This is a genomic window from Sagittula stellata E-37 (assembly GCF_039724765.1).
In the GTDB taxonomy this organism is placed as follows: domain Bacteria; phylum Pseudomonadota; class Alphaproteobacteria; order Rhodobacterales; family Rhodobacteraceae; genus Sagittula; species Sagittula stellata.
Genome location: NZ_CP155729.1, coordinates 2,099,830 through 2,124,308, shown reverse-complemented (window position 1 = coordinate 2,124,308; position 24,479 = coordinate 2,099,830). Strand labels below are relative to the sequence as shown.

Genomic DNA, 24,479 nt, shown 5'->3' with positions numbered 1-24,479 from the left:
GGACTCATCATGAAAACGCCCCTTACCGGCATCCTGCCCGTCGCCCCCACCCCGTTCCACGCCGATGGCCGCATCGACCCCGAAGGCATGACCCGCGTCCTCGACTGCATGATCGACCAGGGCGTGGACGCGATCTGCATCCTGGCCAACTATTCCGAGCAGTTCCTGCTGTCCGACGCCGAACGCGCCACCCTGACCAAGGTCAGCCTCGACCATGTGGCGGGTCGCGTCCCGGTGATCGTCACCGTCAGTCACTTCTCCACCGACGTGGTCAAGGCCCGCGCGACAGAGGCACAGTCCCAGGGCGCCGCGATGCTGATGATGATGCCGCCCTACCACGGCGTGGGCCTCGTGCCCTCCCCCGACGGCATCTTCGAACATTTCGCCGCCGTCTCGGACGCCATCTCCATCCCGATCATGGTGCAGGACGCGCCGCTCTCCGGTGTCTCGCTGCCCGTGCCGCTTCTCGTCAAGATGGCGCAGGAGATCGAGAACGTCTCCTACTTCAAGATGGAAACCCCCTTCGCCGCCGACAAGCTCGCCGCGCTGATCGAAGCCGGCGGCGACCACATCGCAGGCCCCTTCGACGGTGAGGAAGCGGTGACGCTGCTCGCCGACCTCGACGCGGGCTGCACCGGCACGATGACCTCGGCGCTGCAACCGGAAAAGATCCGCCCCATCGTCACCGAATACCTCGCCGGCAACCACGACGCGGCGCTCGACCGCTGGAAACTCTGCCTGCCGCTCATCAACCACGAAAACCGCCAATGCGGCCTGCGCGCCACCAAGACGGTGATGATGGAAGGCGGCGTGATCGGCTCCGATTTCGTCCGCCACCCGCTGAAACCGCTGTCGCCGCGCACCAGGGACCGCCTCCTGTCGCTGGCCCGCGAACTCGACCTGATCGCGCTGAAATGGGGCAAGTGAGCTGACAGCGCGGCGCGCAGGCCTTCATCTTGGCCCAAATACCTCCGCCGGAGGCCACCCGAGGAGAAGGCCTGAGGCCGCCGACGAGACAACGGGCGCGCGCGTCAGCGCGCCCATTTAAATTGCCGGGCCCGCAGGTCAGAGCCGCGGCATGCCCTTGGGTCCGATGATCCGTTTCTGCGCGGCGATCCGGAACGGCGCGTTCGGCGCGCCGTAGCCTTCGTAGCCGCCCTCGCGCTGAACCACCTCGAAGAACAGCCCGCCCGCGAAGGGGCGGCCGTAGAACTGGTAGAACGCCCCCGACGCGTCCTCGTCATAGAGGATGTGATGCGCCTTCATCTCCGCCAGACGCTCGTCCGACAGCGTGAAGCGCGCCGCGAGGTCGTCGTAGTAGTTGCCCGTCATCGGCAGGGGCCGGAAACCGGCCTCCGCCATGCGCGCCGCCGTGGCAAAGATGTCGTCGGTGGAAAACGCCACGTGCTGCACCGCGCCACCGAAGCTCTCGGCCAGGAAGGACCCGGCCAGGGTCCGGTGCGTCTCGGCCCCGTTCAGCGTGATCCGCATGGCGCCGTCCGGCGTCCGGATCGCCCGGCTGCGGACCAGTCCGTCGGGGTCGATCACATCGACCATCGGCGCGCGGTTCATATCGAAGATCGAGGTGTAGAACAGCGCCCAGCTCAGCATCTCGTCGTAGTTCATCGTCTCGGCGACATGGTCGATCCGGGTCAGCCCCGCCCCGCCCGAAGCCGTCTCGCCTGTGCCGGTGAACTCCACGTCCCAGACATCCGCCAGCCCGCTCGCCGCGTCGATGAAGTGCATCACCGACCCGCCGACACTGCGGATCGCAGGGATCTCCAGCTCGCCCGGTCCCACCGGCTGGGAGAAGGGCGTGGCGGCCAGCGCCTCGGCCCGGGTCACGGTGTCCGCGGCGCTCGACACCTGCAGGCCGACATCGCAGATCGAGGTGCCGTGCAGCGTGTAGGCCGTGTCGGCATAGCCGGTCTCCTCGCCGTTCAGCACCACGCGGATCTCGCCCTGTTGCCAGAGCGCCAGCTTCTTCGAGATGTGATCGCCCACATGCGCGAACCCCATCGCCGCCAGCAGGCCGGCCAGCGCTTCCGCCTCCTTGCCGCGCGTGGCGAACTCGATGAAAGCCACGCCCTCGACCCGCACCGGATCCGGCAGTTTCGGCACACCGATGGCCAGACCCGGTTCGGTCTTGGCCACCTCGTCCATCAGCGCCACGAGCGAACGATACCCGTCCCGCGACAGACCCTCGGCACTGCCGCCCCGGAACTGGTCGTTGAAGATCTCCAGGCTGATCCAGTCGTCATATCCCGTCGCCGCGACCGCGCGCATGAAATCGGCCACCCGCAGGTCGCCCTCGCCCGGCATGTTCCGGAAATGGCGCGACCAGTACAGCAAGTCCATGTCGATCAGCGGCGCGTCCGCAAGCTGCACGAAAAAGATCTTGTCGCCGGGAATGCGCCGGATGGTTTCCGGATCGATCTTGCGGGCCAGCGTGTGGAAACTGTCGAGGATCAGACCGATGTTGGGATGGTCCGCCCGGCGCACCACCTCCCACGCGTCGCGGTGATCGTTGACATGACGGCCCCAGGCCAGCGCCTCGTAACCCACGCGCACGCCGCGCTCGGCCGCGATGGCGCCCAGTTCGGCAAAGTCGTCCGCCGCCCGGTCGATCCCGCCAAGCGCCTCCGGATGGCAGGAGGAACACATCAGGACCAGGTCGGTGCCCAGCTCAACCATCGTGTCGAACTTGTGCTTCGCCCGGTCGAAGGCCTTCTCCCGCAGACCGCCCGGCAGGCCTTCGAAATCGCGGAACGGCTGGAACAGGGTGATCTCCAGCCCGTGGTCGCGGATCATGTTGCCGATCTCGCGCGGCGTTCCTTCGTCGGCGATAAAGTCCTGCTCGAAGATCTCGATGCCGGTAAAGCCCGCCTTTGCGATGGCAGCCAGCTTTTCCCGCAGGTTTCCCGAAATCGACACTGTCGCGATAGAGGTCTTCATCAGCCGCCTTCCCAATGCAAGGCACGCGCGCCTCGCGGTTTGAATTGTCTTCCTGCCCGTCCCCGGTCCCGTTCCCGTTCACCTTGTCGCGGCGGTCCGGGCCGTCCCGTCGTGGCCGCGGGCGTTTCGCGCACTCTGCACTGGTGGCGCAGCCGCCAGCAAGCACCCCCCTCGCCCATCCTGCCGCGCCGTCGGACCGCGCCGCCGTCAGTACGAAATCCGCGCCACGTCCCGCAGTTCCTCGGCCGTCGCGCCCGGAAACCCGAAGAATTCGAGATAGGCGGGGATCTGTTCGAACAGCATGTCGGTGCCCACCTGGAACCGGCACCCCCGATCGCGCACGGCGGCAAGGAACGGCGTGATCTCCTGCGTCATCACCACCTCGCCCACAAAGGTCTCCGGCGCGATGCGCGACACGTCCATCGGCAGTGCATCACCCGGTTTCATCCCGAGCGGCGTGGCGTTCACCACGATGTCGAACCCTTGCGGATCGTCCGACCCCGTCGACACCTTGAGGTCGGGATAGTGCTCTTCCAGCCGGGCCGCGAGGTCATTCATCATCGGCTCGTAGCTGTCCGTGACGGCGATCTCCGAGGCACCGGCCTTTGCCAGCGACGCCGCGATGGCCGAACCGACACCTCCCGCGCCAACGACCAGCACCCGCCGGCCCGCGATCTCCTGGCCCTTGCGCTGTGCGCCGCGCACGAACCCCTCACCGTCGAACATGTCGCCCTGCAGGTAGCCCTCCGCGCTCAGCCGCACCGCATTGCACGCCCCCGCGACCCGCGCCGTGGTCAGCACTTCGTCCAGAAGGGCCACGGTCGTCACCTTGTGCGGCATGGTGACAAGCGCGCCATGGATGTTGGACAGGCGGAAGACATGGCGCAGGAAGGACGGGTAGTCCTCTGCCTTGCACCCCATCGGGACCACCACCGCGTCGATCCCCCGGCTTTCGAAATAGGGGTTGTAGATCAGCGGCGCCTTGAAGGACGTGGTCGGGTAACCGATGTGGGCGATCAGCCGTGTGTGTCCGGAAATCATGGTGTCGGTGTCCCTCCCCCTCCGTCAGCCGTCGTAGCCCATCAGGCGCGGCAGGAAGAGCACGATGCCCGGGAAGAAGATCAGCGCCAGCAGCGCCGCAATGAGCACCGCCAGGAACGGCAGCACCTCTGCGATGATGTCCTTGAGCGAGATGCCCGTGACCGCGTTGATGACGAACAGCAGGATGCCGTATGGCGGCGTGATGAGCCCGATCATGCAGTTCACCACGATCACCACCCCGAAATGCACCAGGTCGATGCCCAGCAGGTTGCAGGTCGGGACGAACAGCGGAACGATGACAAGGATGATCGTCGTGGCGTCCAGCAGGCAGCCCAGCAGGAGGATCAGCACGTTGACCGCCAGCAGGAACATCAGCGGCGACACGTTCACATCGACAAGATAGGCCGCCAGCGCAGAGGGGATGTTTTCCGACGCGACGATGTAGTTCAGGATCAGCGCGCCGCCGATCACGATGCCCACCGCCGCCGAGGACCGCGCGCTTTCCACCAGGATCGTGTAGAGCGTCTTCAGCTTGAGCGAGCGGTAGAAGAACACGCTCAGCAGCAGCGCATAGGCGGCGGCGACCGCTGCGGCCTCCGTCGGCGTCGTGACGCCGCCGTAGATGCCGTAGAGCAGGATCGCCGGCATCAGCAGCGCCGGGAAGGCCCGGCCCGTGACACGCGGCAGGTCGCGCAGCGGTACGGCCTCTTCGGTGGCAAAGCCCCGGCGGTGCGAGATCCAGAAGTTCATCGCCATCAGCACGCCGCCCATCATCAGGCCCGGCAGGATGCCCCCCAGGAACAGCGCCCCGATGGAGGCATTGGACACCAGCGCATAAAGCACCATAGGAATAGACGGCGGGATGATCGGCCCGATGGTGGCGGAGGCGGCGGTGATCGCAGCGGCGTAGCCCGCCGGGAAGCGCCCGTCCTTGCGCATCATGTCGATGATGATCTTGCCGATGCCCGCCGCATCCGCCACCGCCGAGCCGGACATGCCCGAAAAGATCAGCGATGCCATGACGTTGACATGCCCCAGACCGCCCTTGAAGCGGCCCACCGTGGCGATGCAGAAATTCAGCAGCCGGTCCGAGATCGACCCGGCGTTCATGATGTTCGCCGCCACGATGAACAGCGGCACGGCGAGCAGAAGGAAGCTCTGGTAGATGCCGTCGACCAGCGTCTTGCCCACGATCCCGATGGAGGACCCCGCCGCAACCATATAGGCCATGGCGGCCGTGATGATCGCATAGGCGATGGGCATCCCGATGCCCGCCATCAGGAACAGCGTGCCAAGCATGATGACCAGTTCGATGCTCATGTCGCGTCTTCCCGGTGCTCAGGCGTTTCGGTTGACTGGATGTGGTCTTCCCGGTCGGCGCCATGGCGCAGCACATGGATGGCGCGCCAGGCGTAGCGCAGCCCGACGGCGCCGAGGAACAGGAAGTATATCGAATAGATGGGCAGCATCTTCACCGGCAGCGTGGCGGACGACTTGATCCGCAACAGCTTCATCCGGTCATAGGTCGGCCCGATGGAGGACCAAAGCGCCACGACCAGCAACACCGCGCCCAGGACGGCCATCACCGTCCGCGCCCGGCGACCTGCCCCGTTGTAGAGGATGTCGAAGGTCACGTGGTCCCTGTCCCGCACCACGAAGGCGTTGCCCCAGAAGATCGTCCAGAGCCAGAGCACCAGGATGAATTCCACCGTCCAGCCGAAGTAGGCGGCATCGATGAAGCCGCCGGTAAGGGCGGTAAACCACTCGGAGCCCACCGCGTATCGCACGATGATCTGCAGGATGAAGGTGCAGAAGATCGCCGCCATCATCAGCGCGGCGAAGCCTTCCGTCATCCCCCGGAAGATCCTTGTCACGGTCCGCATGGTGCCCCCTCAATGAAAGTGGCGCGGCGGCGTTTCCGACCGCCGCGCCCCGGACGCAGGTCGCCGGACATGATCCGGCGAGCCTCCGGTCGATCCGGTCCGGCGCGGCGGCGGGCACCGCGCCGGGATCTCCGGATCAGTTCCCCAGCGCGTTCACAGCGTCCAGAACGCCGTCCGGCCAGCTCGCGGCCAGATCGCTTTCGAGATAGGCCTTCTGCACCGCCTCGCGGAACGCGGCGACATCGGGCTCGTAAACGTCCAGCCCCTGCTCTTCGAGGAAGGAGACCAGCTCTTCTTCCTTGGCAAGCTGCGCGGCGCGCCCGGAATCCGCCGCGGCCACGGCGGCGTCGGTGATCTGGGTCTGCTGCTCGGGCGTCAAGTTGTTGAACGTCTCGGCCGACAGCGCGATGAAGTTCCAGTCGACGAGGTGCGACGTCAGGGCGATCTGCTTGGTGACCTCGTAGAACTTCGCGTCCACGACGGTCGGCAGCGGGTTGTCCTGACCGTCCACGGCGCCGGTCTGCAGCGCGGTGTAGACCTCGGTGAAGGCCATCGGCGTCGGGTTCGCACCCAGCGCACGGCCCAGGAACTGCCACGCGTCCGACCCGGGCATCCGCAGGTTCACGCCGGACAGGTCCGCCGGGGTCTGCACGTCAAGCTCGTCGCGGCTCTGGCGCAGGTTCACCTGGCGGCGGCCAAGATACATCGGCGCCAGCAGTACGACACCCAGCTCATCCTCCACCTTCTGCTTGAAGGGGTCCATCAGAGGGTCGTTGAACACGGCGACCTGGTGCTCGGCGCTCTGCAGGACGTAGCCTGCGGAGAAGATCGACCATTCCGGGAAGAACGTGGCCAGCTCCTGCGCCGAGGTGATCGACATTTCGAGGTCGCCGGAAGCGATCGCCTCAAGCTCGGTCCCCTGACCGAACAGAGTACCGTTCCAGTGCGGCTCGAAGTTGGCGAAATCGGAAACCGCCGGACCGAAGACTTCCGTGAGCGCGATGGCGCGCTGGTCGGTCTCGGAGTTCACGCCCGACAGGCGAAGCTGCACCTTGTCCTGAGCGAACGCGCCCGTGGCGGTAACGGCAAGTGCGGTGGCCGCAGCCAGAACGGCGCGGCGGCTCATGTTGAACGGCATCGAAGATCCTCCCAAGTTCGACCGGACCGGTATGCGCCTCCTGCGCGTCCGAATCCATCTCTAACGGTGGTAACAAGCAATACCGATCCCGTAAACACAAATCGATTTTCTGGCCGCCAATCGTTTTTCCTTCCCTAACACGTGCCCGCTGATGTAAGGCGAAAGTGACAGGAGGAGAGCATGTCGACAACGGAATGGGCCAGCCGGCCCACGGGCAAGCCGACCATTGCCGGCCGGATCGAAGCGCGGCTGCGCCATGACATCCTGCACGGCACACTCGCCCCCGGCAGTCGCCTCAGTCTCGACAAGCTGCGCGCCGAGCTCGACGTGGGCCTGTCCCCCCTGCGCGAGGCGGTGACCCGGCTCGTCTCCGAAGGGCTGGTCGACGTGGCCCCCCAACGCGGCTATCGCGTCACGCCGATCTCCATCGCCAACTTCACCGAGGTCGGCGCGCTGCGCGCGGAACTGGAACCCTTCGCGCTGCGCCGGTCGATTGCCAATGGCGGGCTCGACTGGGAAACCGGCGTCATGGCCGCGCTGTATCGGGTGAACCATACCCAGCGCGACGCCGCCGATCCCCGCAGCCGTGCCGAATGGGAAGCCGCCAACAACGCCTTCCATCTCGCGCTGATCGCCGGCTGCGACATGCCGCTCCTGCTGCGCACCCATGCCATGCTGGTGGCGTTCAACGACCGTTACCGCAACATCTACTCAGAGGCCGTCACCGTACAGCGCGACGTGGTCGAAGAGCACACCGCCATCGCCGAAGCCGCCGTCGCCCGCCGCGCCGACGAAGCCGCCGACATACTCAAGCTTCATATCGCCCGCTCGGTCGAGATACTGATCGACCTCATCAAGAAGACGCACCCCGACGCCCCGGACACCTGACCGCGCACCCACGGCGTTGCGGACCGCGTGCCATCCCAAAGGAGTACCCGAATGGACCTGCCCAAGAACCGCTTCAAGGCCGCGCTGCGCGCCGGACAGCGCCAGATCGGCCTTTGGCACACCTTCGCAAGCGCCGATGTGGCAGAGTTGATGGCCACCTGCGGCTACGACTGGATCCTGATGGACACCGAGCATTCGCCTGTCGGTCCTGCCGAGGCTCTGGCCTTCCTGCGCGCGGTCGCGCCCTACCCTGTCACCGGCGTGGTCCGTCCCGGCTGGAACGACGCGGTCGAGATCAAGAAGCTGCTCGACGCGGGCGCGCAGACCCTGCTGATCCCCTACGTGCAGACCCCGGACGAGGCCCGCGCCGCCGTCGCCGCCGTGACCTACCCGCCCAGTGGCATCCGGGGCGTCGCGGGTGTGACCCGGGCCACCCGCTACGGCGCCATCGCGAACTACGCGGAGCGCGCCAACGACGAGATCTGTCTGCTGGTGCAGGTCGAGACGCGCGACGCCCTCGCACAGATCGAGGAGATCGCCTCCGTCGACGGCGTCGATGGGGTCTTCATCGGACCCGCCGACCTCGCCGCCAGTTTCGGCTACCCCGGCCAGCCCTCCCATCCGGAGGTCAAGGCCGCGATCCTCGACGGTTTTGCCAAGCTGAAGAAGCTGGGCGTGCCGGGCGGCATCCTTTCGCGCGACGACACGCTGCTGCGCGCTTCGGCCGAAGCCGGCGCCCAGTTCATCGCGGTCGAGATCGACGCCACGATGATCCGCACGGCCGCCCTCGCCCGCCGCGCCGAATGGTCCTGACCCCCGATCCTGTCGCGAAAGCCAGGTCGGCAAAACAGCGGAACAGCCCCGTGCGAACGGGGCTTCGTGATCTCTGGCGGGAGAGGATGGTGGGTGATGAGAGACTCGAACTCCCGACATCTTCGGTGTAAACGAAGCGCTCTACCAACTGAGCTAATCACCCGCGCCGCGTCGAGATAGACAAAGCGGGGCGCCAGCGCAAGAGCTTCTGTCGCTCCTTTTTGCCCGGCCGCCTACACGCGAAAACCGGAGCCGCCCCACCGAACCCGTGCGTTGCGGGTCAGCGGCAAGATGGCCGCGCGCCGAGAACAGGCAAGCCCGCCCTTAGCCCTGCTGCGCAAAAGAAAAAGCGCGCCCGCAAGGGACGCGCCTGGAAATCTGGTGGGTGATAAGAGATTTGAACTCCTGACATCTTCGATGTGAACGAAGCGCTCTACCACTGAGCTAATCACCCGGTAGCGGGGCTTTTAGCGTCACTCCGCAGCCTGTGCAAGAGGGTCCGGCGCGTTAATTTTGTCGTCGTCGGGCTGGCGCACACGGGCGTTTATGATCTGCCCGTTGCCCGCCTTTTTCATCCGTGTGACCTTCATTTTGCCGAACGGCGCAAGGTTCAGTTCGCGGCCTTCCGACAGCGCCTCCCCCAGGACGGCAAGCGCCGCTTCGATCGCCGGCTTGGCGTCGCGTTTCTTGATGCCGGAGCGTTCCACGGCCAGGTCGACCAGCTCCTTCTTGCGCAATTCCGGCTGGGGCACGATAGGGAGATCTTCCACCGCGACCGGCACCGCCTCGGCGGGCGCCTTCGGGACAGAGGCGGAGGACGTCTCTTCCGGCGTATCGGCGTGCAGGACGTCCTCGTCCGTGCTCAGGATGGTCTTGTCGGCAGGCACTTTCTTGCGCGCCTTCGCGGTGGCGGACGCTTTGGATACGGACGTGGATCGACCGGTGGCCGGCGCTGTTGCTCTGCTCATGATACCTGTCTCTGCTCGGTGTGCGGCGCCGCAATCGGGTGCGGCTGCTCGGTTTCTGTCCGGCGACCATATCGCAAAACACCGCAAAAAACCAGCGTTCGCTTGACTCATGCGTCGTCCGGCAGCCAGTTTGACAGGGCAACTTTGTCTGGAGAACGAACATGAAAAGGTATGCTGCCGCCTTCGCCCTTCTCATCGCCGCCAGTGCCGCGCAGGCCGGCAGTTACGATGCTCCCGCCGATCCGCCGCTGATGCCGCCCGTGATCGTCGCGGACGACGCGGCGGCCAGCAGCATGCCCTCCGCGGGGCTGGTCCTCGGGATCGCCGCGCTGGTCGTCTTCGGCGTCGCCGTCGGGAACTGACCGCCGCCTCATCAGCCCATTGTCCGTGTCCGCAGCCGCGCCGGTGCGCCCGGCCCTTGCCACCTGTTGCGCCCGGCGCACGGGTAACACCGCACTGACGCCAAACGCAAAGCCGGACAGCAAAAAGCCCCGACACGCGGTCGGGGCTTTCCTGTTTCAACCGGCTGGACGGACGCTCAGTGCGCCACCGGGCTGGATACGGTGTCCTCGGACTTTGCCTTGGCTGCCGCCGCCGCTTCTTCCGCCGCCTCGTCCCATTCGATGGGCTCCGGCTTCGACACAAGCGCCTGGCTCAGCACCTCGGAGACGTGTTTGACGGGGATGATCTGCAGCCCCTGCTTCACGTTGTCCGGGATTTCCGCCAGATCCTTCTCGTTTTCCTCCGGGATGAACACCGTCTTGATGCCACCGCGCAGGGCCGCGAGCAGTTTCTCCTTCAGGCCGCCGATGGGCATGGCGTTGCCGCGCAGGGAAACCTCGCCCGTCATCGCCACGTCCTTGCGGACCGGGATCTGCGTCAGAACCGACACGATGGATGTCACCATCGCCAGACCGGCAGAGGGACCGTCCTTCGGCGTTGCGCCATCCGGCACGTGCACGTGGATGTCGATCTTGTCGAACTTCGGCGGCTTCACCCCGATCTGCGGCGAAATGGACCGCACGTAGCTCGAAGCCGCATCGATCGACTCCTTCATCACATCGCCCAGCTTGCCGGTGGTCTTCATCCGGCCCTTGCCCGGCAGCTTCAGCGCCTCGATGTGCAGGAGGTCGCCGCCGACAGAGGTCCAGGCCAGCCCGGTGACGACACCGATCTGATTCTCTTCCTCCGCCAGCCCGTAACGGTGCTTCCGGACGCCAAGGAACTCGTCGAGGTTGTCCGCCGAAACGACCACCTTCTCCGCTTCCTTCTTGACGATCTTCGTCACCGCCTTGCGGGCAAGCTTGGCCACCTCGCGTTCAAGGTTCCGGACGCCGGCCTCCCGCGTGTAGTAGCGGATGATGTCGGTCAGCGCGCTGTCCTCGACCACGAACTCGGTCTTCTTCAGACCGTGGTTCTTGGTCACCTTGTCCAGCAGGTGCCGCTTGGCGATCTCAAGCTTCTCGTCCTCGGTGTAGCCCGACAGCGAGATGATCTCCATCCGGTCGAGCAGCGGCCCGGGCATGTTGTAGCTGTTGGCGGTGGTCACGAACATCACGTTCGACAGGTCGTATTCCACTTCGAGATAGTGGTCCACGAAGGTCGCGTTCTGTTCGGGGTCCAGCACCTCCAGCATGGCCGAAGCCGGATCGCCACGGAAGTCCTGCCCCATCTTGTCGATCTCGTCGAGCAGGATGAGCGGGTTCGTGGTCTTCGCCTTCTTCAGCGCCTGGATGATCTTGCCGGGCATGGAGCCGATGTAGGTCCGGCGGTGGCCGCGGATCTCGGATTCATCGCGCACGCCGCCCAGCGAAATGCGGATGAACTCGCGGCCCGTGGCCTTCGCGACCGACTTGCCCAGAGACGTCTTGCCGACACCCGGAGGGCCGACGAGGCAGAGGATCGGGCCTTTCAGCTTCTGGCTGCGCGCCTGCACGGCGAGGTACTCGACGATCCGCTCCTTCACCTTCTCAAGCGAATAGTGGTCTTGGTCGAGGATGTCCTGCGCCTTGTTCAGGTCCTTCTTCACGCGCGACTTCGTGCCCCACGGGATGGACAACATCCAGTCGAGGTAGTTGCGCACGACGGTTGCCTCGGCGGACATGGGCGACATGTTGCGCAGCTTCTTGAGCTCCGCATCGGCCTTTTCCCGGGCTTCCTTCGACAGCTTGGTCTTCTCGATCTTCTCTTCGAGTTCGGCGATTTCGCCCTCGCCATCCTCGCCGTCGCCGAGTTCCTTCTGAATGGCTTTCATTTGCTCGTTCAGATAGTACTCGCGCTGGGTCTTCTCCATCTGGCTCTTGACGCGGGTCTTGATCTTCTTCTCGACCTGCAGGACGGACATCTCCCCCTGCATCAGGCCATAGACCTTCTCCAGCCGCTCGCTGATCGAGAGCGTCTCAAGCAGTTCCTGCTTCTGGCCCACTTCGACGCCGAGGTGACCGGCCACGAGATCGGCCAGTTGCGCCGGCTCGGTCGCTTCGCTGACGGCGGCCAGCGCCTCTTCGGGGATGTTCTTCTTGACCTTGGTGTAGCGCTCGAACTCCTCCGCCACGGTGTGGGTCAGGGCCTCGATCGCGGCGGGGTCGCCGGGCATCTCGGTCAGGTACTCGGCCTTCGCCTCGAAGAAGTTGTCGTTGTCGAGGTACTCGACGATGCGCACGCGGCTCTGGCCCTCGACCAGCACCTTCACGGTGCCGTCGGGCAGCTTGAGCAGTTGCAGGACATTCGCCAGCACGCCCGCCTTGTAGATGCCGGAGGTCTCCGGATCGTCGATCGCGGGATCGACCTGGCTGGCAAGCAGGATCTGCTTGTCGTCGTTCATCACCTCTTCCAGTGCACGCACAGACTTTTCGCGGCCCACGAAGAGGGGCACGATCATGTGCGGGAACACGACGATGTCGCGCAGCGGCAGCACCGGATAGGATGGATTGAGTGGCTGTTTCATGCTCGCGTTTTCCTGGTTCTTGGCAAGACGGCAGAGCCCCGCATCGCGGCAACTTGCGCCGTCTCCGGTCAGAATACACTACATGTGCCGCTTGACCCCGGATTTCAAGCGATCCGGGCCGGCGCAAGGTGTGTGGCGCTCACTGTGACCTTGCCCGCCCGTTTCCGCAAGCCGGGTTTTCCAGCCAAAGTGAACGATGAGACGACATGGCGGCGCCCCGATCATCCTCCCGTCGCATAACGACACCGGATGGATCGGGGAGAGCGACGTTTCACGGATTGCCGCATACGTGCCGGGCGGGCGATACCTTCACGACCTGCCCGCCAGAGGCTTGCCAGAACGTTGCCGCCCCCTGCCCGGCGTCAGCCGTCTTTCTGCGTCTCGGCCTTCTGCGCGGCCTTCATGCGCGCCAGAAGCTCCGCCTTGCTGGGCGCGCCACCGCGCGCATTCTTGCCCTGCGGCGCATCCTTGTGGCCGTCGAAACGCGGCGCGCCCTTGGCCGCCTTGCCCTTGCCGGATTTCCCGTAGTCCATGTCCGTTCTCCTGATCGCCGCCAACGGCCCGAGACCCGACTCGCGCACATGACAATCCAGCCCCCATCTTGCAAGATGGGGGCTGGATGCAAGAACATTCGCCCCGAGACGCGCGGGGGCGACCTGCGGGCCGCCTTACGCCGCCGCGTCCTGCAGGGTCGGATAGTCGGTATAGCCCTCGCGGCCACCGCCATAGTAGGTGGACCGGTCGCCCTCGTTCAGCTCCGCCCCGACGCGCAGACGCTCCGCCAGGTCAGGGTTGGCGATGTAGGGCCGCCCGAAGGCCACGAGGTCGGTCAGCCCCTCGGCCACACGCGTCATGGCCATGTCGCGGTCGTACCCGTTGTTGCCCATCCAGACGCCGTCGAAGCGGTCTTTCAGCGCCTTCAGGTCGACACCCTCCGGCAAATCGCGCGGACCGCCCGTCTGGCCTTCGACCATGTGGAGGTACGCCAGCCCACGGCCCGACACGAAATCGACAAGGAACTCGCCCAGCGCCTTCGGATCGCTGTCCGTGGCGCCGTTTGCGTCCGAGAACGGCGACAGCCGCAGCCCGACATGCGCGGCGTCCCACGCACCGACCACCGCGTCCAGCACCTCGCCCAGAAGGCGCGCGCGGTTCTCGAACGACCCGCCGTAAGCATCGTCGCGCCGGTTCGGCCCGTCCTTCAGGAACGCGTCGATCAGGTAGCCGTTGGCGCCATGCACCTCGACCCCGTCGAATCCGGCGGCCTTCGCGTTGACCGTCGCCTTGCGGAAGTCCTCGACGATGCGCGGGATCTCGTCGATCTCCAGCGCGCGCGGCACCGAAACATCGACCATCTGCGAACCGTCGAAGGTCTGCACGCCCTCGGCCTGCACCGCCGACGGGGCCACCGGCGCCTTACCGCCCTCCTGCAACGACGTATGGCTGATGCGCCCCACGTGCCAAAGCTGCAGGACGATCTTGCCGCCCGCGGCATGCACCGCATCCGTCACCTTCTTCCATTGCGCGACCTGCGTGTCGCTGTAGATGCCCGGCGTCCAGGCATAGCCCTTGCCCTCGGGGGAAATCTGCGTGGCCTCGGTGATGATCAGCCCGGCGCCAGCGCGTTGCGCGTAGTAATCGACGTGCATGTCCATCGGCGCGTCGTCTTCCATCGCGCGGTTCCGCGTCAGCGGCGCCATGACGATACGGTTCTTGAGGTCCATGGCCCCAACCTTGATCGGGTCGAACAAGCTCTTGCTCATGAGATGCTCCTTTCGCTTGCGTCGTTCTGAGTTAGGCACACAATGCTGCACCGCAACGAAACGTTCCCGTGAAGCTCCCGACAGGCCCTGTGCAATATCGCGCACTTGAAGGCACGCGGCCCGGACATTCACCGGGCTTGCCGCAGGACCGAACCGTGATAGGCTCCCGCCCATTACCGAAACACGTTTTCTGTGCGTCCGGAATTGCCCGGTCGTGTCTTTACCGAGGAGGATTGCAAGTGGGATTCAAGATCGCGACAGACGTCAAGCCGATGAAGCACTATCGCAATTGGGGGGAATTTGTCGGCTACAAGGGCGACGGAATTCATCCGACGTGCTGCATCGGACGGTTCAGCTTCTCCAACGCCATCAGCGCGACGGTGTTTTCCTATCTCAACCAGAAAGCCGACGTGCCGCTCGACGGCGCCATCGCGGCGGTTATCAGCATCGAAACCCAGATGAGCAAGACCGGCGCACTGAAAGACAGCGTCAAGATCACCCCGCTGGATGCCTTGGCGGCCGTCGTGCCTGCCGCGAAGGTCGCGCAGGTCGGCCAGAAGATCACGTCCGGCCTCGGGTCCGCAACCATGGCAATGCAGGTGGACGATGAGGCGAAGCACCACGCCAACAGCCCGCTCAACCCGCACACGCCCAAAAACGGCGGTGGCACATGGACCGGCGGCACCATGGCGGACGAATACGCCACCTTCGCCGTGCTTTTCTGGAAAAAGGTGCCGACCTACGGCCCCTGCTACCGGATCGGAACGCACTACAATTCCTGAGACCGGCTGCGCGCCGGCCATGGCCCGCGCGCCCTCCGCCTGTCTCGCCCCGCCGGAAATTGATGCAGCAAAACATGTATCAATTTACCAGTGATTACCGTATTTTCAGCGGATTGATGCCCATTTCCCTGCATCAATCACCACAAAAGTTTCATTTTACTCCCCGGATCCCCATCGTTAACAGGACACGCAAACAACACGGGACCCTCACCATGCGCATAGCGATCCTCGGCGGCGACGGCTTCGTCGGCTGGCCCACCGCCCTCCATCTCTCCAACGCCGGACACGAGGTGCACATCCTCGACAACCTCTCCCGCCGCTGGATCGACACGGAGCTGGGCGTGCAATCGCTGACGCCCATGGACTCCATCCAGGAACGGTGCCGCATCTGGAAACAGACCTCCGGAGAGACCATCCGCTTCCACCTGCTCGACCTCGCAAAGGAATACGAGCGGCTGAAACAGTGGCTGGCCGAGCACAAGCCCGACGCCATCATCCACTTCGCCGAACAGCGCGCCGCGCCCTATTCGATGAAGACCGACCGCCACAAGGTCTACACGGTCAACAACAACACCAACGCGACGCACAACCTGCTGGCCGCGATGGTCGAAGCGGCCCCCGACGCCCACCTCGTCCACCTCGGCACCATGGGCGTCTACGGATATTCCTCCGTCGGTGCGCCGATCCCCGAGGGCTACCTCGACGTGCAGATCGACACGCCCTCCGGCCCGAAAGAGCAGGAGATCCTCTACCCGACGAAGCCCGGCTCGGTCTACCACATGACCAAGTCGCTCGATCAGATCCTCTTCCAGTTCTACGCGCAGAACGACGGGCTGCGCATCACCGACCTGCATCAGGGCATCGTCTGGGGCACCCACACCGACCAGACCCGGCGGCACGAGCAGCTGATCAACCGCTTCGACTACGACGGCGACTACGGCACGGTGCTGAACCGCTTCCTGATCCAGGCCGCCATCGGCTATCCGCTGACCGTGCACGGCACCGGCGGGCAGACGCGCGCCTTCATCCACATCCAGGACAGCGTGCGCTGCGTCGAACTGGCGCTGCAGGATGCCCCCGCGCAGGGCGACCGGGTGAAGATCTTCAACCAGATGACCGAAACCCACCGCGTGCGCGACCTCGCACAACTCGTGGCAAAGCTGACCGGCGCCGAGGTGATGAACCTGCCCAACCCGCGCAAGGAAGCCGCCGAGAACGACCTGATCGTCAAGAACGACCAGTTCCTTGCGCTGGGCCTCGACCCGACGACCCTTGCCGAAGGCCTCCTGTCCGAGGTCGTCGACGTGGCGAAGAAATACGCCCACCGCATCGACCGCTCCCGCGTGCCCGCCGTGTCGGCCTGGACCAAGGACATCGCCCGCACCGTCGACCACGACCCCGAGGGCGCGCGCCTGAAATCGGTGTCCTGAGCATGGTCACGCTCGACCACGTGGTGATCCATGTCACCGACTGGGACCGCTCCACGGCCTTCTACCGCGACGTGATGGGGGCGGAGGTCGTGCCGCGCGGCGCGGGCGTGGCCTTCCGCTTCGGGACCCAGCAACTCAACTGCCACGGCCCGGGAGTGGAGGCAGAGCCGCTCGCCCGCTTGCCGGTCCCCCCGGGCGGCACCGACCTGTGCTTTGTCTGGGACGGCACGGTGGACGCGGCGCAGGCCCACCTCAACGCGCATGGGGTTAAGGTCGAACTGGGCCCGGTCCCCCGCAACGGCGCACGCGGGCCGGGCACCAGCCTGTACTTCCGCGACCCCGACGGCACGCTGCTGGAGTTCATCTGCTACGATGCGTAACGCCTACGTCACCCTCGTCACCAACGCCGACTTCGCGCGGGGGGCCGGGGCGCTGCTCCACTCCCTCGCGCAGACCGGAACACAGGCCGACCGTGTCGTTCTGCACACAGACGGCGTGCCCGACGCGGCGCTCGGCCCGCTGAAGGCGCAGGGCGCCCGCCTGGTCCGCGTCGACCACCTGCCCACCTCGGACGCCTTCAACGCCGCCCACGCCAAGCGCAACATCCACGAAAAGAACCCCTTCACCAAGGGCGAGAAGCCGGCCTTCCACACACCGCTCGACAATTTCTGCAAGCTGCGCCTGTGGCAACTGCCCTACGACCGCACCGTCTTCCTCGACGCCGACACGCTGGTGATCCGCAACATCGACACGCTCTTCGACTATCCGGAATTCTGCGCCGCCCCCAACGTCTACGAGAGCCTCGCCGACTTCCACCGCCTGAACTCCGGCGTCTTCACCGCCCGCCCGTCAGAGGCCACCTTCCAGCGGATGCTCGACACCCTCGACGCCCCTGGCGCCTTCTGGAAGCGCACCGACCAGACCTTTCTGGAAACCGTCTTCCCCGACTGGCACGGCCTGCCCGTGACCTTCAACATGCTGCAATACGCCTGGTTCAACCTGCCCGGCCTCTGGCACTGGCCCTCGGTGAAGGTCATCCACTACCAGTACGAAAAGCCATGGGCCGACCACGCCAAGGTCGACCGCCTCCGCCCGCTGATCGACCTCTGGCACACCTATGCGTGCGGCGAACGTCCGGACCTCGACGCCCTGAAGGACCCGGCATGATCGCGCTGACCGGCGCCACGGGGCTGGTCGGGCGCTGGCTCGTGCCGCTGGCCGACCTGACGCTGGGCCGCACGGCGGGCGCGCTGCCGCACCGCCCCTACGACCTGACCGGCCCGGCGCCCGACCTCCGGGGCGTCACCACATTGATCCACGCCGCCTTTTCCCACGTTCCGGGCAAGTACCGGGGCGGCGAAGGCGACGATCCGCAGGGCTTCCTGACCGCGAACCTCGACGGCACCCGGCGCCTGTTCGACGCCGCCGCGCAGGCGGGCGTCCGGCGCGTCCTCTTCCTGTCGTCCCGCGCGGTCTTCGACGGGATGCCGCCGGGCACACACTTGCCGGAAACCCGCGCGCCCGAACCCAGCTCCCTCTACGGGCAAGTCAAGCTCAGGGCCGAGGAGCACCTCGCCACCCTCCCCCTGACCGGCCTCAGCCTGCGGGCCACCGGCATCTACGGCCCCGGCCCGGATCACAAGTGGCAGGGCCTCTTCGCCGACTACCTCGCTGGAAAGCCCATCGCGCCTCGGCGCGGGACGGAAGTACACGGCGCCGATCTCGCCTCAGCCGTCCGCCTTCTGCGCACGGAAACGACCGGCGGCGCGGTCCACGTCTCCGACCTCCTGCTCGACCGGCACGACCTGCTGGCAGAGGTTCGGCGTCTGACCGGATGCCCGCATCCCCTGCCGCCGCGCAGCGCCGATCCGGTCAGCCCGCTTGTGTGCGACCGCCTGACGGATCTCCGCTGGCAACCGGGCGGGACGGAGCGTCTGCGCCGGGATTTGCCCGCGATGCTTGGGACGTGACCGGCGCGCAAACCGGTCCCTGCCCGAAAAGGTTACCAACCGGCCGGTTCGCCCACCTGAAACGGCCGTTTCACCGGTAATATCGGGTAAATGCGCGGGAAAGCCCGTAAACCCGTGGTGTCCGCCTGAGGGACGACCCCAAGATCTGGCACCATGCCGTGCACAGAATGCGCGTATCCGGGCGTCACGGCGCGCTGAGGCACCGAAATCACCGCCCCGTATCCTGCACTAAGGAAACCTCAACCCGAGATTAAAGCCGCTCGATATCCCCGAGCGCCTCGCCCGCGTGGAACGCCTCTTCGAACGCCGCAAAGCGCGCCTCCGCGATCGCCGCCCGCATTCCGGCCATAAGCTCCTGATAGTAATGCAGATTGTGCCAGGTTAGCAGCATTCCGGCGATCATCTCTTTCGCCCGGACGACGTGGTGCAGGTAGGCCCGCGAATAGTTCTGGCAGCAGGGACAGGTACAGCCCTCGTCCAGCGGTCTCGGGTCGTCGGCGTGGCGCGCATTGCGCAGGTTCACCTGACCCCGCCGTGTCCACGCCTGTCCAGTACGACCGGACCGCGACGGCAGCACGCAATCCATCATGTCGATGCCGCGCGCCACTGCACCCACAATATCTGCCGGTTTACCGACCCCCATCAGGTAGCGCGGCTTGTCCTCGGGCAGCATTCCGGGCGCGAAATCCAGACAGCCGAACATCGCCTCCTGCCCTTCGCCCACGGCCAGACCGCCGATCGCGTAGCCGTCGAAACCGATGTTAACCAAAGCTTGCGCCGATTCTTCGCGCAGGTCGCGCTCAAGCCCGCCCTGCTGGATGCCGAACAGCATATGCCCCGGCCGGTCGCCAAAGGCCTCCCGCGACCGGGCCGCCCACCGCATCGACAGCCGCATCGACTCCTCCAGCCGGGCGCGGTCGGCGGGCAACGCCGGGCACTCGTCGAAGGCCATAACGATGTCCGAGCCCAGAAGCCTTTGGATTTCCATGGAGGTTTCCGGCGACAGCATGTGCTTGGACCCGTCCACATGGCTGCGGAAGGTCACCCCCTCTTCGGTCAGCTTGCGCAGGTCGGACAGGCTCATCACCTGGAACCCGCCCGAGTCCGTGAGGATCGGCCGCTCCCAATTCATGAAGCGATGCAGCCCCCCAAGTCTTGCGACACGTTCGGCACCGGGCCGCAACATAAGGTGGTAGGTGTTGCCCAGCAAGATGTCCGCGCCGGTCTCCCGCACGCTTTCGGGCATCATGCCCTTCACCGTCGCGGCCGTGCCCACGGGCATGAAAGCGGGTGTGCGGATCTCGCCGCGCGGGGTGCGGATCACGCCGGTCCGCGCGCGCCCGTCCCGGGCGTTCAGGTCGAAGGATGTCAGTGCCATACGCGTTCCAATACTGCGCCCGAAGGTCAAACGCCAGCCCGCCCGAAGCGCCGGTTAACGAAGCCCTGGCCATGTGCCGGGACGTTAACCCTTTCGACCGCGCGCCGCCACAAAGCACGCGCGGGGCACGCGCGGGAAAAGCGCCCCAACACGGCCCTGAAACCGCCCGAAATCGTGGTTACAACACCCTTCGAACGACCTTGCCCCGGCCTTAAGGATAGCCCACCCTCGTGTTCATGAAAGACCGCTCCACCCGTGGCATTCCCGCCCTTCTGACCCAGTACGAAGCGCGCCGCGATCCCATCGACTGCGCCCCCGGCGAAGCGCTGCCCGGCCCCGACGCGGACCTTGCCCGCCTGACCCGCACGCGTGTCACGGACCCCGACGAAGATCCCGATTTCGCGCCGCCGTTCCGGTCTGGATTTCATCGCAAGTCTCATGCGATCCGGAAGGAACTTCAGGGCTTTAGTGAGCTTTGTTCACTTCATGGATTACTGGTCGCGCACCTGCGCAAGCGCAGCTTCCCCGACCATGCGCCCTACCTGTTCCACAGGCTCTGGGACGAACACGCCGACCACCTGCTTGAGCACCTGGACGCCCGCTGGCTGGTCTCCGCCATCACGACCTTCGGCGACCACGGGCTGACGCCGGTGCAACGCTCCACCGGTCTGGCGCTTTCGACCCTCTTCGGCGCGATGAAACTGTACGAGACGGAGCGGCTCTATTCCGGCTTTGCCCCTCAACAGCCGTTCCCCTCCGCCAAACGCCGGAAAACGCCCCTGCCGCTGGACATGGACGCCTATGCCCTGGTCGGCGGCGGCCTTGACGTGAACCTCATCGCACGCCTCTGGCAGGAGGCTTCCGAGGATCTCGTCATCGCTCCGTTAGCCCATGGTTTATTGGAGAAATTGCTCAACGACGACCGTGCGCTTCCGGCCCGCCTGACCGCCATGCGGAGCGAAAAGGAATCCCAGCGGGCCGCCCGTCAGCCCGAGATCGGGCAAACACCGCAGGGCAACAACCCGGCCCCCGTGAACGCCGACCGCGTCCCCGCCACGGCGGCGGACCTGCGCTGGGGTCTGGTGACGACGGTGAAGTCACCGCTGGACCAGATCGCCCGCTTTGCCGCGCATCATCTGGACCTCGGCGCAGACTTGCTGCACCTCTACCTCGACGTCCCGGACCCGCAGTCCGCCGCCTTTTTCGGCGGCCACCCGAAGATCCGGGTCACGACCTGCGATGCCACCTATTGGGACAGCCACGGCAAGGCGCGTCCCGACGCTCATCAATTGCGTCAAGCTTTCAATGCAACCCACTGTTATCACAATCATTCCGAAGGACTGCACTGGCTGGGTCATATCGACGTGGACGAGTTCATCCTGACCGACGTGCCCGTGCCCTACGCACTGCACACGGCCCCGCCCGACGCGGCCATCGCACGGATCGCACCGGCCGAAGCGTTGGCGACGGACGGCCTGCCGCAGCATTTCAAGCTTACCCACAAGCAGGCGGGCGTGAAAAAGGCCGACCTGCAGGACGTCTACCCGACCTTCGGTCTCCACCTGTACGCGGGCTTCCTGTCGCACACGTCGGGCAAGGTTTTCGCCCGCACCGGCATCGCCGACACCCGGCTGGGCATACACACGCTGAAATTCAGGGGTCAGGACGCCACCAACAAGGCCAAACCGGCAGGGCTTCTACTAGCCCACCTGCATGCGGCGAGCTGGGAAAAGTTCCGCAATCACCTGGACTTCCGCCTTGCGCGCGGGTCGTACCGAAAACGCTCCACCCGACCGGAACTGGGCCAGGCCGATCTCTTCGCATTCTTGATGGAGGAAGAAGGCGAAAGCGGCCTCCGTGCCTTTTTCGAAGAGGTCTGCGCCGACACGCCGGACCTGCGCGCGCGGCTGGCCGACAAGGGGATGCTGGTCACCCGCGATCTTGATCTGGACGCCAAGGTGACCCGCGTCTTCGGGCCGTTGCCATGACCACCTGGGGCACGGTCAGCACCGTAAAGGCACCTCTCGACGCCATCCAGCGCTTTGCCGCATGGCACCTGGAGCAGGGCGCGCATCGGGTGTACCTCTACCTCGACGAGGACGTTCCGGAGACGCTTGCCGCGCTGAAGGCGCACCCCCGGATCAGGGCGCTGCACACCGATGCGGCCTATTGGGAAAAACGCAAGGGCCGACCGAAGAAACATCAGGTGCGCCAGTCGCTTAACGCGCGACATTGCAACAACCGCAAAGCCGAAGTCGACTGGCTGGCCCATATCGACGTGGATGAGTTCCTGCTGCCGGAGCGTCCCGTGGCGGAGGTTCTGGCCGACCTGCCGGACAGCGCCCTCTGCGCCCGCGTCCGCCCGGTCGAGGCGCTGGCCCAAGGCACCGGCACCGCCGAGGGAGAGACCGCCTTCAAGGCGTTTCACCTCGACCAGCGCGCCCGTCAGCGGGCGGCAGAGGACTGCTTTCCCACCTACGGCCCCCATCTGTCCGGCGGGTTCCTCAGCCACGTCGCCGGCAAGCTTTTCTTTCGCGCCGGAACGAAGGGCCTGCAGATCCGCATACATAACGTCATCCTGAACGACGTCACCAACCCCGGGCAGGCAAATCTGACAGAGGTGGAACTGGGGCATTTTCATGCGGACGGCTGGGAGCATTTCCTGGCCGCCTATCGTTTCCGACTTGCCCAGGGATCCTACCGGGCCGAGCTGAAACCCCAGGTCCGCCGCGATGGCGCGCTGTCCCTGCACGAACTGTTCCAGGCAATCGAAGCAGACGGCGGCGAAGTTGCCCTGCGCGGGTTCTTCGACGAGGTCTGCGTCGCAGACACCGCCCTGTGCGACCGGCTGGACTCGCACGGGTTGCTGCGCCGCCGGACACTCGACCTCGAAAAATTGCGCCGAAAACACTTCCCGAACAGCGCGTGACCCTACGTTCCATGCGGCAATTTCGCGGTAAGATGCCACATCCGTTGACCTTTCCGCATTTTTTCACTAAGGGACGGCCAAGGGTTGAGAGCGCATCGACGTCAGGCCATCCGGGCCGGACCCTTCCTCCATACGCGCGGGCCAAGGTTGAGTGTCCGCAACTACACGGACACGCATGACAAAATTCTCTGATCTCGATCTTAGTCCCAAGGTTCTCAAGGCCATCGAAGAGGCCGGCTACACCACGCCGACGCCGATTCAGGCCGGCGCCATCCCCCACGCCCTCGAAGGCAAGGACGTGTTGGGCATCGCCCAGACGGGCACCGGCAAGACCGCCTCCTTCACCCTTCCCATGATCCACAAGCTCGCCCGGGGCCGCGCACGGGCCCGGATGCCGCGCTCGCTGGTTCTGTGCCCCACTCGTGAACTCGCGGCGCAGGTGGCCGAGAACTTCGACACCTATTCCAAGCACGTCAAACTGACCAAGGCCCTGTTGATCGGCGGTGTCTCGTTCAAGGAACAGGATGTGCTGATCGACAAGGGAGTCGATGTTCTCATCGCGACGCCGGGCCGCCTGCTCGACCACTTCGAGCGCGGCAAGCTGCTGCTGACGGGTATCGAGATCATGGTGGTGGACGAGGCCGACCGGATGCTCGACATGGGGTTCATCCCGGATATCGAGCGGATCTTCTCGCTCACGCCCTTCACCCGCCAGACGCTGTTCTTCTCCGCCACCATGGCGCCGGAGATCGAGCGCATCACCAACACCTTCCTCTCCGCGCCCGCGCGGATCGAGGTTGCCCGCCAGGCAACGGCATCGGAAACGATCACGCAGGGCGCCGTGGTCTTTACCCCGTCCCGCCGCGACCGCGAAAGCAGCGAGAAGCGGGCCGTGCTGCGCGCGCTGATCGATGCGGAGGGCGAGGCCTGCTCCAACGCGATCATCTTCTGCAACCGTAAGGTCGATGTCGATATCGTCGCGAAATCGCTGACGAAATACGGCTACAACGCCGCTCCGATCCATGGTGACCTTGACCAGTCGCAGCGCACGCGCACGCTCGACGGTTTCCGCGACGGCTCGGTCCGCCTGCTGATTGCCTCCGACGTGGCCGCGCGTGGACTGGACATTCCGGCGGTGACCCACGTCTTCAATTTCGACGTGCCGAGCCATGCCGAGGATTACGTGCACCGCATCGGTCGCACGGGCCGCGCAGGACGCTCCGGCAAGGCCTACACGATCTGTACGCCCCGTGACGAGAAGTACTTCGATGCCGTCGAAAAGCTCCTCCAGAAGGAGATCCCGCGCCTGGACAACCCAGTGAAGGCGGCAGCCCCGGCGGCGGAGGCACGCTCTGACAACGGCAAGCCCGCGGAAGAAAAGACTAGCCGCAGCTCATCGAGCCGTTCGCGGTCTTCTTCTTCGTCTTCCCGGTCCTCCTCGTCGAGCCGCTCCGGTTCCGGGTCGAAAGGCAGCCGGTCGTCCTCTTCCTCGCGCTCGGACCGCAAGGACAGCAACGTGATCGGCATGGGCGACCACATGCCCGAGTTCATCGCACTCAGCTTCGACGACCGCCGCGCGAGCTGAGAAACGTTC

At 65.6% G+C, this 24,479-nt stretch carries 22 protein-coding genes and 2 tRNA genes; 12 read left to right on the top strand and 12 right to left on the bottom strand.

What is annotated here, in order from left to right:
- Positions 1-9: 9 nt before the first annotated feature.
- A complete protein-coding gene (locus tag ABFK29_RS10120; RefSeq protein ID WP_005857571.1) occupies positions 10-927 on the top strand; it encodes a dihydrodipicolinate synthase family protein in 918 nt (305 codons plus the stop codon).
- Between the two features lie 138 nt (positions 928-1,065).
- On the opposite strand, the gene ABFK29_RS10115 is transcribed toward ABFK29_RS10120, so the two are convergent.
- From ABFK29_RS10115 to dctP, 5 genes are all read right to left on the bottom strand, one after another.
- The gene (locus ABFK29_RS10115) at positions 1,066-2,955 is read right to left on the bottom strand and encodes a bifunctional sugar phosphate isomerase/epimerase/4-hydroxyphenylpyruvate dioxygenase family protein (protein WP_005857569.1); all 1,890 of its coding nucleotides are present in this window, start codon (positions 2,953-2,955) and stop codon (positions 1,066-1,068) included.
- Between the two features lie 207 nt (positions 2,956-3,162).
- The gene (locus ABFK29_RS10110; protein WP_005857567.1) at positions 3,163-3,996 is read right to left on the bottom strand and encodes a shikimate dehydrogenase family protein; all 834 of its coding nucleotides are present in this window, start codon (positions 3,994-3,996) and stop codon (positions 3,163-3,165) included.
- A 24-nt stretch (positions 3,997-4,020) separates the two neighbouring features.
- A complete protein-coding gene (locus tag ABFK29_RS10105; protein WP_005857565.1) occupies positions 4,021-5,316 on the bottom strand; it encodes a TRAP transporter large permease in 1,296 nt (431 codons plus the stop codon).
- On the bottom strand, positions 5,313-5,879 hold the full coding sequence (locus ABFK29_RS10100; RefSeq protein ID WP_005857564.1) for a TRAP transporter small permease: 567 nt from the start codon (positions 5,877-5,879) through the stop codon (positions 5,313-5,315). Before ABFK29_RS10100 ends, ABFK29_RS10105 begins: the two co-directional genes overlap by 4 nt.
- 136 nt (positions 5,880-6,015) lie before the next feature.
- Positions 6,016-7,017, bottom strand: coding sequence for a TRAP transporter substrate-binding protein DctP (gene dctP, locus ABFK29_RS10095; protein ID WP_005857562.1), 1,002 nt, complete (start codon positions 7,015-7,017; stop codon positions 6,016-6,018).
- A 180-nt stretch (positions 7,018-7,197) separates the two neighbouring features.
- Between dctP and ABFK29_RS10090 the strand changes: the two genes are divergently transcribed.
- Both ABFK29_RS10090 and ABFK29_RS10085 read left to right on the top strand, forming a co-directional pair.
- Complete coding sequence (locus tag ABFK29_RS10090; protein ID WP_005857561.1) at positions 7,198-7,905, top strand: GntR family transcriptional regulator; 708 nt, start codon at positions 7,198-7,200, stop codon at positions 7,903-7,905.
- A gap of 51 nt (positions 7,906-7,956) precedes the next feature.
- Positions 7,957-8,718 carry an HpcH/HpaI aldolase family protein gene (locus tag ABFK29_RS10085; protein WP_005857559.1) on the top strand — a complete coding sequence of 254 codons (762 nt, stop codon included), beginning with the start codon at positions 7,957-7,959 and terminating at the stop codon, positions 8,716-8,718.
- Positions 8,719-8,805: 87 nt separating this feature from the next.
- On the opposite strand, the gene ABFK29_RS10080 is transcribed toward ABFK29_RS10085, so the two are convergent.
- The 3 genes from ABFK29_RS10080 to ABFK29_RS10070 form a co-directional block, all read right to left on the bottom strand.
- Positions 8,806-8,881: transfer RNA gene (locus ABFK29_RS10080), tRNA-Val, on the bottom strand.
- A 216-nt stretch (positions 8,882-9,097) separates the two neighbouring features.
- Positions 9,098-9,172 (bottom strand) — tRNA-Val (locus ABFK29_RS10075).
- 19 nt (positions 9,173-9,191) lie between these two features.
- Positions 9,192-9,686, bottom strand: a complete 495-nt coding sequence (locus ABFK29_RS10070; protein WP_005857557.1) for an HU family DNA-binding protein — start codon at positions 9,684-9,686, stop codon at positions 9,192-9,194.
- 161 nt (positions 9,687-9,847) lie between these two features.
- Here ABFK29_RS10070 and ABFK29_RS10065 point away from each other — a divergent pair, with 161 nt between their 5' ends.
- On the top strand, positions 9,848-10,048 hold the full coding sequence (locus ABFK29_RS10065) for a hypothetical protein (RefSeq protein ID WP_005857555.1): 201 nt from the start codon (positions 9,848-9,850) through the stop codon (positions 10,046-10,048).
- A 176-nt stretch (positions 10,049-10,224) separates the two neighbouring features.
- Here ABFK29_RS10065 and lon read toward each other — a convergent pair whose 3' ends face one another.
- From lon to ABFK29_RS10050, 3 genes are all read right to left on the bottom strand, one after another.
- The gene (lon, locus tag ABFK29_RS10060; protein WP_005857553.1) at positions 10,225-12,633 is read right to left on the bottom strand and encodes an endopeptidase La; all 2,409 of its coding nucleotides are present in this window, start codon (positions 12,631-12,633) and stop codon (positions 10,225-10,227) included.
- A 362-nt stretch (positions 12,634-12,995) separates the two neighbouring features.
- A complete protein-coding gene (locus tag ABFK29_RS10055) occupies positions 12,996-13,166 on the bottom strand; it encodes a hypothetical protein (RefSeq protein ID WP_005857548.1) in 171 nt (56 codons plus the stop codon).
- A gap of 135 nt (positions 13,167-13,301) precedes the next feature.
- Positions 13,302-14,396 carry an alkene reductase gene (locus ABFK29_RS10050; RefSeq protein WP_005857546.1) on the bottom strand — a complete coding sequence of 365 codons (1,095 nt, stop codon included), beginning with the start codon at positions 14,394-14,396 and terminating at the stop codon, positions 13,302-13,304.
- A 239-nt stretch (positions 14,397-14,635) separates the two neighbouring features.
- On the opposite strand from ABFK29_RS10050, the gene ABFK29_RS10045 reads away from it, so the two are divergent.
- The 5 genes from ABFK29_RS10045 to ABFK29_RS10025 all read left to right on the top strand — a co-directional run bounded on the left by ABFK29_RS10045 (position 14,636) and on the right by ABFK29_RS10025 (position 18,578).
- On the top strand, positions 14,636-15,178 hold the full coding sequence (locus ABFK29_RS10045) for a hypothetical protein (protein ID WP_040604361.1): 543 nt from the start codon (positions 14,636-14,638) through the stop codon (positions 15,176-15,178).
- 212 nt (positions 15,179-15,390) lie between these two features.
- Positions 15,391-16,608 (top strand): NAD-dependent epimerase/dehydratase family protein, encoded by a 1,218-nt coding sequence (locus ABFK29_RS10040; RefSeq protein ID WP_005857542.1) that lies wholly within the window; start codon positions 15,391-15,393, stop codon positions 16,606-16,608.
- A gap of 2 nt (positions 16,609-16,610) precedes the next feature.
- Positions 16,611-16,988: a VOC family protein gene (locus tag ABFK29_RS10035; protein WP_005857540.1), complete on the top strand. Its 378-nt coding sequence runs from the start codon at positions 16,611-16,613 to the stop codon at positions 16,986-16,988.
- Positions 16,981-17,775, top strand: coding sequence for a glycosyltransferase (locus ABFK29_RS10030; RefSeq protein WP_005857538.1), 795 nt, complete (start codon positions 16,981-16,983; stop codon positions 17,773-17,775). The genes ABFK29_RS10035 and ABFK29_RS10030 overlap by 8 nt, the downstream gene beginning before the upstream one ends.
- Entirely contained in the window at positions 17,772-18,578 is an 807-nt protein-coding gene (locus tag ABFK29_RS10025; RefSeq protein WP_005857536.1) for an NAD-dependent epimerase/dehydratase family protein, read from the top strand. Before ABFK29_RS10030 ends, ABFK29_RS10025 begins: the two co-directional genes overlap by 4 nt.
- Positions 18,579-18,828: 250 nt before the next feature.
- Here the strand turns inward: ABFK29_RS10025 and tgt are convergent, their stop codons facing one another.
- On the bottom strand, positions 18,829-19,956 hold the full coding sequence (tgt, locus tag ABFK29_RS10020) for a tRNA guanosine(34) transglycosylase Tgt (RefSeq protein ID WP_005857534.1): 1,128 nt from the start codon (positions 19,954-19,956) through the stop codon (positions 18,829-18,831).
- A gap of 236 nt (positions 19,957-20,192) precedes the next feature.
- Between tgt and ABFK29_RS10015 the strand changes: the two genes are divergently transcribed.
- From ABFK29_RS10015 to ABFK29_RS10005, 3 genes are all read left to right on the top strand, one after another.
- Positions 20,193-21,944: a glycosyltransferase family 2 protein gene (locus ABFK29_RS10015; RefSeq protein ID WP_005857532.1), complete on the top strand. Its 1,752-nt coding sequence runs from the start codon at positions 20,193-20,195 to the stop codon at positions 21,942-21,944.
- Entirely contained in the window at positions 21,941-22,885 is a 945-nt protein-coding gene (locus ABFK29_RS10010; RefSeq protein WP_005857530.1) for a glycosyltransferase family 2 protein, read from the top strand. The genes ABFK29_RS10015 and ABFK29_RS10010 overlap by 4 nt, the downstream gene beginning before the upstream one ends.
- 175 nt (positions 22,886-23,060) lie before the next feature.
- Positions 23,061-24,470 (top strand): DEAD/DEAH box helicase, encoded by a 1,410-nt coding sequence (locus ABFK29_RS10005; protein WP_005857528.1) that lies wholly within the window; start codon positions 23,061-23,063, stop codon positions 24,468-24,470.
- Positions 24,471-24,479: the final 9 nt, after the last annotated feature.

What these genes read in the sequence shown, in the direction of transcription:
- ABFK29_RS10035 (WP_005857540.1), top strand. Translation starts at nt 16,611, where the DNA reads ATGGTCACGCTCGACCACGTGGTGATCCATGTCACCGACTGGGACCGC.
- lon (WP_005857553.1), bottom strand. Translation starts at nt 12,633, where the DNA reads ATGAAACAGCCACTCAATCCATCCTATCCGGTGCTGCCGCTGCGCGAC.
- ABFK29_RS10010 (WP_005857530.1), top strand. Translation starts at nt 21,941, where the DNA reads ATGACCACCTGGGGCACGGTCAGCACCGTAAAGGCACCTCTCGACGCC.
- ABFK29_RS10115 (WP_005857569.1), bottom strand. Translation starts at nt 2,955, where the DNA reads ATGAAGACCTCTATCGCGACAGTGTCGATTTCGGGAAACCTGCGGGAA.
- ABFK29_RS10015 (WP_005857532.1), top strand. Translation starts at nt 20,193, where the DNA reads ATGAAAGACCGCTCCACCCGTGGCATTCCCGCCCTTCTGACCCAGTAC.
- ABFK29_RS10090 (WP_005857561.1), top strand. Translation starts at nt 7,198, where the DNA reads ATGTCGACAACGGAATGGGCCAGCCGGCCCACGGGCAAGCCGACCATT.
- ABFK29_RS10055 (WP_005857548.1), bottom strand. Translation starts at nt 13,166, where the DNA reads ATGGACTACGGGAAATCCGGCAAGGGCAAGGCGGCCAAGGGCGCGCCG.
- ABFK29_RS10005 (WP_005857528.1), top strand. Translation starts at nt 23,061, where the DNA reads ATGACAAAATTCTCTGATCTCGATCTTAGTCCCAAGGTTCTCAAGGCC.
- ABFK29_RS10070 (WP_005857557.1), bottom strand. Translation starts at nt 9,686, where the DNA reads ATGAGCAGAGCAACAGCGCCGGCCACCGGTCGATCCACGTCCGTATCC.
- ABFK29_RS10105 (WP_005857565.1), bottom strand. Translation starts at nt 5,316, where the DNA reads ATGAGCATCGAACTGGTCATCATGCTTGGCACGCTGTTCCTGATGGCG.
- tgt (WP_005857534.1), bottom strand. Translation starts at nt 19,956, where the DNA reads ATGGCACTGACATCCTTCGACCTGAACGCCCGGGACGGGCGCGCGCGG.
- ABFK29_RS10065 (WP_005857555.1), top strand. Translation starts at nt 9,848, where the DNA reads ATGAAAAGGTATGCTGCCGCCTTCGCCCTTCTCATCGCCGCCAGTGCC.
- ABFK29_RS10100 (WP_005857564.1), bottom strand. Translation starts at nt 5,879, where the DNA reads ATGCGGACCGTGACAAGGATCTTCCGGGGGATGACGGAAGGCTTCGCC.
- ABFK29_RS10110 (WP_005857567.1), bottom strand. Translation starts at nt 3,996, where the DNA reads ATGATTTCCGGACACACACGGCTGATCGCCCACATCGGTTACCCGACC.
- ABFK29_RS10120 (WP_005857571.1), top strand. Translation starts at nt 10, where the DNA reads ATGAAAACGCCCCTTACCGGCATCCTGCCCGTCGCCCCCACCCCGTTC.
- ABFK29_RS10085 (WP_005857559.1), top strand. Translation starts at nt 7,957, where the DNA reads ATGGACCTGCCCAAGAACCGCTTCAAGGCCGCGCTGCGCGCCGGACAG.
- ABFK29_RS10040 (WP_005857542.1), top strand. Translation starts at nt 15,391, where the DNA reads ATGCGCATAGCGATCCTCGGCGGCGACGGCTTCGTCGGCTGGCCCACC.
- dctP (WP_005857562.1), bottom strand. Translation starts at nt 7,017, where the DNA reads ATGCCGTTCAACATGAGCCGCCGCGCCGTTCTGGCTGCGGCCACCGCA.
- ABFK29_RS10025 (WP_005857536.1), top strand. Translation starts at nt 17,772, where the DNA reads ATGATCGCGCTGACCGGCGCCACGGGGCTGGTCGGGCGCTGGCTCGTG.
- ABFK29_RS10050 (WP_005857546.1), bottom strand. Translation starts at nt 14,396, where the DNA reads ATGAGCAAGAGCTTGTTCGACCCGATCAAGGTTGGGGCCATGGACCTC.
- ABFK29_RS10030 (WP_005857538.1), top strand. Translation starts at nt 16,981, where the DNA reads ATGCGTAACGCCTACGTCACCCTCGTCACCAACGCCGACTTCGCGCGG.